The sequence below is a fragment of the Humidesulfovibrio sp. genome (assembly GCF_035560995.1).
GTDB lineage: Bacteria > Desulfobacterota > Desulfovibrionia > Desulfovibrionales > Desulfovibrionaceae > Humidesulfovibrio.
In genome coordinates this window covers 1-6923 of sequence record NZ_DATMYK010000045.1, presented here as the reverse complement: position 1 = coordinate 6923, position 6923 = coordinate 1, and the positions used below count along the sequence as shown (strand labels likewise).

Sequence of the window (6923 nt, the reverse complement as noted above, 5' to 3'; positions counted from 1 at the left end):
GCCAGGAAGGCTTCCTGCGGAATTTCCACGTTGCCCATGCGGCGCATGCGGCGCTTGCCTTCCTTCTGCTTTTCCAGAAGCTTGCGCTTGCGGGTGATGTCGCCGCCGTAGCACTTGGCGATGACGTCCTTGCGGAAGGGGGCCACGCGCTCCTTGGCGATGATCTTGTTGCCGATGGCCGCCTGGATGATGACCTCGAACATCTGCTTGGGGATGCTCTTCTTGAGCTTTTCCGCAAGGCTGCGGCCAAAGGGATAGGCGCTTTGCCGGTGCACGATGACCGAGAAGGCGTCCACGGCTTCGGAGTTGATGAGGATGTCCAGGCGCACCAGATCGCTCTGGCGGTAGTCGATGATCTCGTAATCGAGTGAAGCGTAACCCTTGGTGGTGGATTTCAGCTTGTCGAAGAAGTCGTACATGATCTCGGCGAAGGGCATTTCGTAGGTGATGACCACGCGGCTGGCGGTCAGATACTTCATGTCCTTCTGGATGCCGCGCTTCTCCTCGCACAGGCCGAGCACGTTGCCCACGAAGTCGTTGGGCACGTGGATCTCCACCTTGGCGAAGGGCTCGTACAGGGCGGCGATGTTGCTCGGATCGGGCAAGAGGCTCGGGTTGTCGATGGTCAGCTTGCGGCCGTCCGTGGTCTCCACCGTGTAGATGACCGAAGGCGCGGTGGTGATGAGCCGGGCCTGGAACTCGCGCTCCAGGCGCTCCTGCACGATCTCGATGTGCAAAAGACCCAGAAAGCCACAGCGGAAGCCGAAGCCCAGGGCCTTCGACGTCTCGGGCTCGAAGCTGAAGGCCGCGTCGTTCAGCTGCAGCTTTTCCAGCGCCACCTTGAGCATTTCGTATTCATTGGGCTCAACAGGGTACAGGCCCGAGAAGACCATGGGCTTGACCTTCTTGAAGCCGGGGAAAGGCGTCTTGGTCGGGTTGTCGGCCCTGGTGATGGTGTCGCCCACCGGAGCGTCGGAAAGCTCCTTCATGTTGGCGCACAAGAAGCCCACCTCGCCCGGGCCGAAGCCCGGCATCTCCACGCTCTCCGGGCTGAACACGCCGAGCTTCATCACCTCGAATTCCTTGCCCGAGGAGAAGATGCGGATCTTGTCGCCCTTCTTGAGCGTGCCGTCCAGCACGCGGAACAGCACCACCACGCCCAGGTAGGTGTCGTACCAGGAGTCGAAGATCAGCGCCTTGAGCGGGGCGCTGGCGTCGCCCTGGGGCGGCGGCAGATGGGTGATGATGCGTTCGATGAGGTCCGCCACGCCCAGGCCGCTCTTGGCGCTCACCAGCGCCGGGTCCGTGCAGTCCAGGCCGATGACTTCCTCGATCTCGCGCGAAACGCGCTCCGGCTCGGCGCTGGGCAGATCGATCTTGTTCAGCACCGGCACGACTTCAAGGTCGTTGTCCAGCGCCAGGTACACGTTGGCCAGGGTTTGGGCCTCCACGCCTTGGGAGGCGTCGACCACGAGCAGCGCGCCCTCGCAGGCCGCAAGGCTTCTGGACACCTCGTAGGAGAAGTCCACGTGGCCTGGCGTGTCGATGAGGTTCAGGATGTATTTCACCCCGTCCTTGGCGGTGTACGGGATGCGCACGGCCTGGGCCTTGATGGTGATGCCGCGCTCGCGCTCCAGATCCATCTTGTCCAGGTACTGGGCCTTTTGCTCGCGCGCGGAGACCACCCCGGTCAGCTCCAGGATGCGGTCGGCCAAGGTGGACTTGCCGTGGTCGATGTGGGCGATGATGCTGAAATTTCGTATATATTTAGTCTCTGTCATGGTCCTCGTCCGCGTGTCGGGGGTGGTTCGGGTTGCCCCGGCGTTGGCGATATGGCCCTTGAAGGCGTAAGCCTTGTACGGCATTTGCCCGCGCCTGTCTAATAGGGAGAAGGGGGAGGCAGTCAAGGGGGCCGACCTTTGAACATGGCTGGCGGCGCCGCCTTTTGAAGGCGGGCAAGGGGCGCCGCCCCTTGACCCCGCCAGGGGGTATGCACCCCCTGGACCCGCAGGGCGCGAAAGATGCCCCGGCGAGCGAAAGCTCGCCGGGGCATCTTTCGCGCTGGCAGGGCTGCCGCGCATTTTAATCGCGCTCAAACCGTCCTCCAAGCGCTGCGGGCCGGATGCGCAAAACGCATCCGGCCCGCAGCGCTTGGGAAAGGTTCCGAAGGGAGTGCCGCGACACCCCATGAAAAATCTTTGGAAGGGGGCCCGGGGGAGAACCTTTCTATAGAAAGGTTTCCCCCGGTATTCTCTTCTACGGCAGCGCTGCGGCGGCCAGCGGCATGCGCCAGCCGGAGCCGAAGCTGCGCCAGGCGACCTTGATGCCCGGCGCGGCCTGGCGGCGCTTGAATTCGGCCCCTTTGACGAGGGCGCAGACGCGGGCCACGGTGGCGGCCTCGAAGCCCGCGGCCACGATTTCGGCGGCGGTCTGTTCCTTTTCGATGTGCAGGGCCAGGATGGCGTCCAGGATGTCGTAGGGCGGCAGGGAGTCCTGGTCTTTCTGGCCGGGCCGGAGTTCTGCGGACGGGGCCTTGTCGATGATGGCCGGAGGAATGGCCTGGCCTTTGAGGGCGTTGATGTGCCGGGCCAGGGCGTACACCTGGGTCTTGGGCAGATCGCTGATGACGGCGAAGCCGCCGCTCATGTCGCCGTAGATGGTGCAGTAACCCACGGCCAGCTCGCTCTTGTTGCCCGTGGTGAGCAGGAGCGCGCCGGTCTTGTTGGACAGGGCCATGAGCAGGTTGCCACGGATGCGCGACTGCACGTTCTCCTCGGTGATGCCCGGCCCCGCGCCGGGGGCCAGCGCGGCGAAGCTGTCGCAAAGGGACGCGTCGAAGGCCCGCATGAGCGGCTCGATGGCGATGGTCTGCGTGGGCATGCCCAGGTTTTTGGCCAGTTCCAGGGAATCGTCGATGCTGCCCCGGCTTGACCAGGGCGAGGGCATGAGCACGCCCAGAACATTCTGCGGCCCCAGAGCCTCGGCCGCCACGGCGGCCACCACGGCGGAATCGATGCCGCCGGACAGGCCCAGCAGGGCTTTTTTGAAGCCGCACTTGGAAAGGTAGTCGCGCGTGCCGAGCACCAGGGCGCGCCAGGTTTCGGCGGGCGCGGAAAGGTCGTCGTCAAGGGAGACGGGAATGGCGGGGGCGGAGAGGTCCGCCAGCAGCACGTCCTCGGCAAAGCCCGCGGCGCGGGCCGCAACCGAGCCGTCGGCCGCGTACAGGGTGCTGCGGCCGTCGAACACCAGTTCGTCGTTGCCGCCCGCCTGGTTGCAATAGGCCAGGGGCAAGCCGCGTTTTTTGGCGATGGCCGAGAGCATGTCCTGGCGCAGGGCCTGCTTGCGCAAGGAGAAGGGCGAGGCCGAAAGATTGATGAGGGCCTGGGCCCCGGCCGCGCAGGCCGCCTCCACGGGGTCCACCGGGTACAGGCGGTGCGGCCAGTAGTCCTTGTCGTTCCACAGGTCCTCGCAGATGGTGATGCCCAGGACGACGCCCCTGTACCGCAGCACATTGGCGTCCCCGGCAGGCGCGGGCTCAAAGTAGCGCGCCTCGTCGAAGACATCGTAGGTGGGCAGCAGGGACTTGCGGAAACTGTGGCGGATGGCTCCGGCCTCGCACCACAGGGCGGCGTTGAAGAGCGCCTTGCCCTGGCCCGTGGCGTTCAGCTCCGGGCAGCCCAGAAGCAGGGCCGGCCCGTTGGGAAACTTCGCATGCAGGCGCGCGGCGAGGGCTTCGGCCTCGGCGCGCGCGGCGCGGGCGAAACCGGTGTACAGCAGCATGTCGCGCGGGGGGTAGCCGGTAAGCGCCAGTTCCGGCGTGACGCAGAGCTCCGCGCCGAGGGCCGCGGCGCGCTCATAGGCCGCCTCCACGCGCGCCGCGTTGCCGCGCAGGTCGCCCACCTTGGGGTTCAATTGCAGCAGGCCGAGGCGCATGGCGTTTTCCTGGTGTCGGGCGGATGCCGGCCGCTACTGCCGGGACGCGGCTTCGGGCGCTGGGCAGGGGCGTCCGCCGTCCCTGCTGGTGACGATCTCGCGCACCTTGTAGGGCGTCGCCCCGGAAACGGCGTCGTGGGTGTTCACCAGAAGCTCCAGGATGAGCCCGGTGCTCATGAAGCCCAGCGACGAGAGGTACAGGAGCACGGCGCCCAGAAACGGCGGCCGGGTGCCCATGTGCTCGCCCAGGAAGATCTTGCCGTACAAGAGCCAGCACATGATGAGGCTGGCGATCATGAACATCCACAGGCTGATGCGGCCGAAGAGATACACCGGGCGCTGCTTGTAGGAGTTCTGGAACCACAAAAGCACGATGTCGAAGAGCACGTCCACGCTGCGGCCGATGCCGTAGTGGCTTTTGCCCGCGAAGCGCGGGGGCGCGCTGGTGGGCACCTCGCACACCGCGCCGCCCTGGCCGTACACCAGGGCCGGAATGAGCCTGTGCTGGCCCTCGCGCAGCTTCATGCCCCGCGCCACTTCGCCCTTGATGATGGACAGGCCGCCCATGTCGTGGATGTCGCACTTGCTGGTGGCGCGCATGAGGTAATTGGCGATGAGGCTGGGCACGCGGCGCAGCACCAGGGATTCCTGGCGCTTCTGGCGCATGCCCTTGACGAGGTCGTAGCCCTCGCGGATTTTCTCCACGAGTTTGGGCACCTCTTCGGGCGGGTGCTGCAGGTCGCCGTCCATGATGACGACAAAGCGGCCGCAGGAATGCTGGATGCCCGCAAAGATGGCCGTGCACTGGCCCCGGTTGCGCGCCAGAAACACGCCCACCAGGTTGGGGTCCGTGGCGGACAGCTCGCGGATGATCTCCGGCGTTTTGTCCGTGCTGCCGTCGTTCACCAGGATGATCTCGTGGCTGACGCCCATGCCGCGCAAAACCGCGCTCATGCGGCGGTGGAACTCGCGTACGCAGAGTTCCTCGTTGTGCATGGGGGTGACGATGGAGACTTCCACGGGGAAGTCGCCTTGGGCGCTGGTGGCGGCGGTTGCGTGCATTGGGCTTCCTTGCTTTCTTGGAAATATGTTGGTCCGTGCGGATCAGTTCCGCAGGGTCCGCGTGGCCGGGTCCAGCTGGCCATAGTGCACGAGCTGCGCTCCGGCCTCCTTGAAGGCCGCGCCCCAGCCCTTGGCGGCCAGGGCGTCGCGCTCGTCGGTCCACTGCCCGGCGATGCGCATGGGGCCGTACTCCGGCGGCAGGGGCGGATCGCCCGGCAGGGGCGCGCCGGGGTGGCACACCACTTCCAGCACATCGGGTCGCACCCGCTTCATATACGCGGCAAGCCGCTCAGGCAACAGGCTGGCCCCCTGGTCGGCTATGCCGAACACGCAGGCCGGATGGGCCACGCCCATGGCACCGGGCAGCCGGTGCAGCAGGGCGAAGGTGTTCAAGATGCGCGCGCGAAGCGCCCCCTTGTCCCAGCGGGTAAACGCCACGCGCTCCACCGGCCTGCGCACCCAGCCGATGCCGAAGCGTTTGGCCACGCGGCTGGCGGCCTCGAACAGCCCCGGCCAGACGTGGATGTGCTTCTCCGAATCCAGGTGCGTGGGCGTGACGCCCATTTCAAGGGCCCGCTCCACCTGGCGCGTCCACTCGCGCTCCACGTCGGTGGGGGTGAAGGCGTGGGCCAGGTAGCGCTTGAACAGGGCCACGTAATCGCCCAGGAACAGGCCGTCGGCGCGGGTGAGGCCGGGAATTTCATGCGCCGGGCTCTCGGGTCTGCCGCGCAGGATGTTCAGGTGCACGCCGACGCCTATGGAGCCCCGGCTGGTGCTGGAGAGGCGCGCTGCGGCCGCGGCGTCCGGGCCGTTGACCAAGAGCGTGGACGAGCTGACGCGGGAGAGCCCGGCCAGGTCCTCCACGGCGCGGCGCACCGCGGGGTGCAGCCCAAGATCGTCCACGTTCACCACAACAAACATGGCCGCCATGCTACCCCCAGGCGGAAGGAAGGTAAAGCGCGGGCGGCGCCGGGCGGCGCCGAATTTCCTTCGGAGCAAGACGGGCAGAGGCTTGGCGGCATTTTTCGCTGGCAAACTCTTGCAGGCTGGTATAGAAGCACACAAAATGGAGATCACACCTCCGGGCGGCTTTGCCCGGCGGAGAACAGGAGGAATCGCATGCTCATCGAGAACTGGATGACGAAGGACGTCATCACCGGCACGCCGGACATGTCCATGATGAAGGCGTCCAAGATCATGAAGGAAAAGGGCATCGGCCGTTTGCCCGTGGTCGACGAGGCCGGGGTCATCCTGGGTCTGGTGTCCGACCGGGACATCAAGGAAGCCTCTCCCTCCAAGGCCACCACGCTGGACATGCACGAGCTGTACTACCTGCTCTCCGAGGTGAAGCTCAAGGACATCATGACCAAGAAGGTCGTGACCATCAAAAAGGGCGAGACCGTCGAACGCGCGGCCCAGCTCATGCTCGAGAACAACATCGGCGGCATGCCGGTGGTGGACGAGCAGAACAAGGTCGTGGGCATGGTCACCGACTCCGACATCTTCAAGGTGCTGGTGCGCATCACCGGCGTCATGGAGGGCGGGGTGCAGATCGGCGTGCGGCTGCCCAACGAGCCGGGCGGCCTGGTGCCCGTGCTGGACTATCTGAAGGACAACGGCGCGCGCCTCATGAGCCTGCTCACGTCCTGCGAGCCCGCCGAAGTGGGCATGCGCGACGTGTTCCTGCGCATCCGCGACATGGACAAGGCCCCCATGAACAAGCTGAAGGCCGAAATGCACGAGAAGTTTGAGATCATCTACTGGGTGTAGACGCCCGGTAAGGATTTCGGGACAGGGGGTTTTACCCTAGGGGCCGGGGGGTTGCAGCTCCCGGCCTTTTTTTGTGAAGAGACAAACCTAAGGGGCTGTCATTGCGCAGGTAAAATATTCGCGATGCTGTTGACTTTTGTGTTGGTGAATATATATAC

Annotated in this window: 5 protein-coding genes; 1 reads left to right on the top strand and 4 read right to left on the bottom strand. The window is 65.5% G+C overall.

Annotation, left to right across the window (positions count from 1 at the left end; translation table 11 throughout):
• The 4 genes from lepA to VN419_RS01580 form a co-directional block, all read right to left on the bottom strand.
• On the bottom strand, window positions 1-1781 hold a 1781-nt coding region (gene lepA, locus VN419_RS01595; RefSeq protein WP_325643735.1), incomplete at its 3' end, for a translation elongation factor 4.
• A 475-nt stretch (window positions 1782-2256) separates the two neighbouring features.
• The gene (locus VN419_RS01590; RefSeq protein ID WP_325643733.1) at window positions 2257-3933 is read right to left on the bottom strand and encodes an NAD+ synthase; all 1677 of its coding nucleotides are present in this window, start codon (window positions 3931-3933) and stop codon (window positions 2257-2259) included.
• A 33-nt stretch (window positions 3934-3966) separates the two neighbouring features.
• Window positions 3967-4995 (bottom strand): glycosyltransferase family 2 protein, encoded by a 1029-nt coding sequence (locus tag VN419_RS01585; RefSeq protein WP_325643731.1) that lies wholly within the window; start codon window positions 4993-4995, stop codon window positions 3967-3969.
• 42 nt (window positions 4996-5037) lie between these two features.
• The gene (locus VN419_RS01580; protein ID WP_325643729.1) at window positions 5038-5925 is read right to left on the bottom strand and encodes a ChbG/HpnK family deacetylase; all 888 of its coding nucleotides are present in this window, start codon (window positions 5923-5925) and stop codon (window positions 5038-5040) included.
• 189 nt (window positions 5926-6114) lie between these two features.
• Between VN419_RS01580 and VN419_RS01575 the strand changes: the two genes are divergently transcribed.
• On the top strand, window positions 6115-6765 hold the full coding sequence (locus VN419_RS01575) for a CBS and ACT domain-containing protein (protein ID WP_325643727.1): 651 nt from the start codon (window positions 6115-6117) through the stop codon (window positions 6763-6765).
• The last annotated feature ends 158 nt before the right edge of the window (window positions 6766-6923 follow it).

What these genes read in the sequence shown, in the direction of transcription:
- VN419_RS01590 (WP_325643733.1), bottom strand. Translation starts at nt 3,933, where the DNA reads ATGCGCCTCGGCCTGCTGCAATTGAACCCCAAGGTGGGCGACCTGCGC.
- VN419_RS01585 (WP_325643731.1), bottom strand. Translation starts at nt 4,995, where the DNA reads ATGCACGCAACCGCCGCCACCAGCGCCCAAGGCGACTTCCCCGTGGAA.
- VN419_RS01580 (WP_325643729.1), bottom strand. Translation starts at nt 5,925, where the DNA reads ATGGCGGCCATGTTTGTTGTGGTGAACGTGGACGATCTTGGGCTGCAC.
- VN419_RS01575 (WP_325643727.1), top strand. Translation starts at nt 6,115, where the DNA reads ATGCTCATCGAGAACTGGATGACGAAGGACGTCATCACCGGCACGCCG.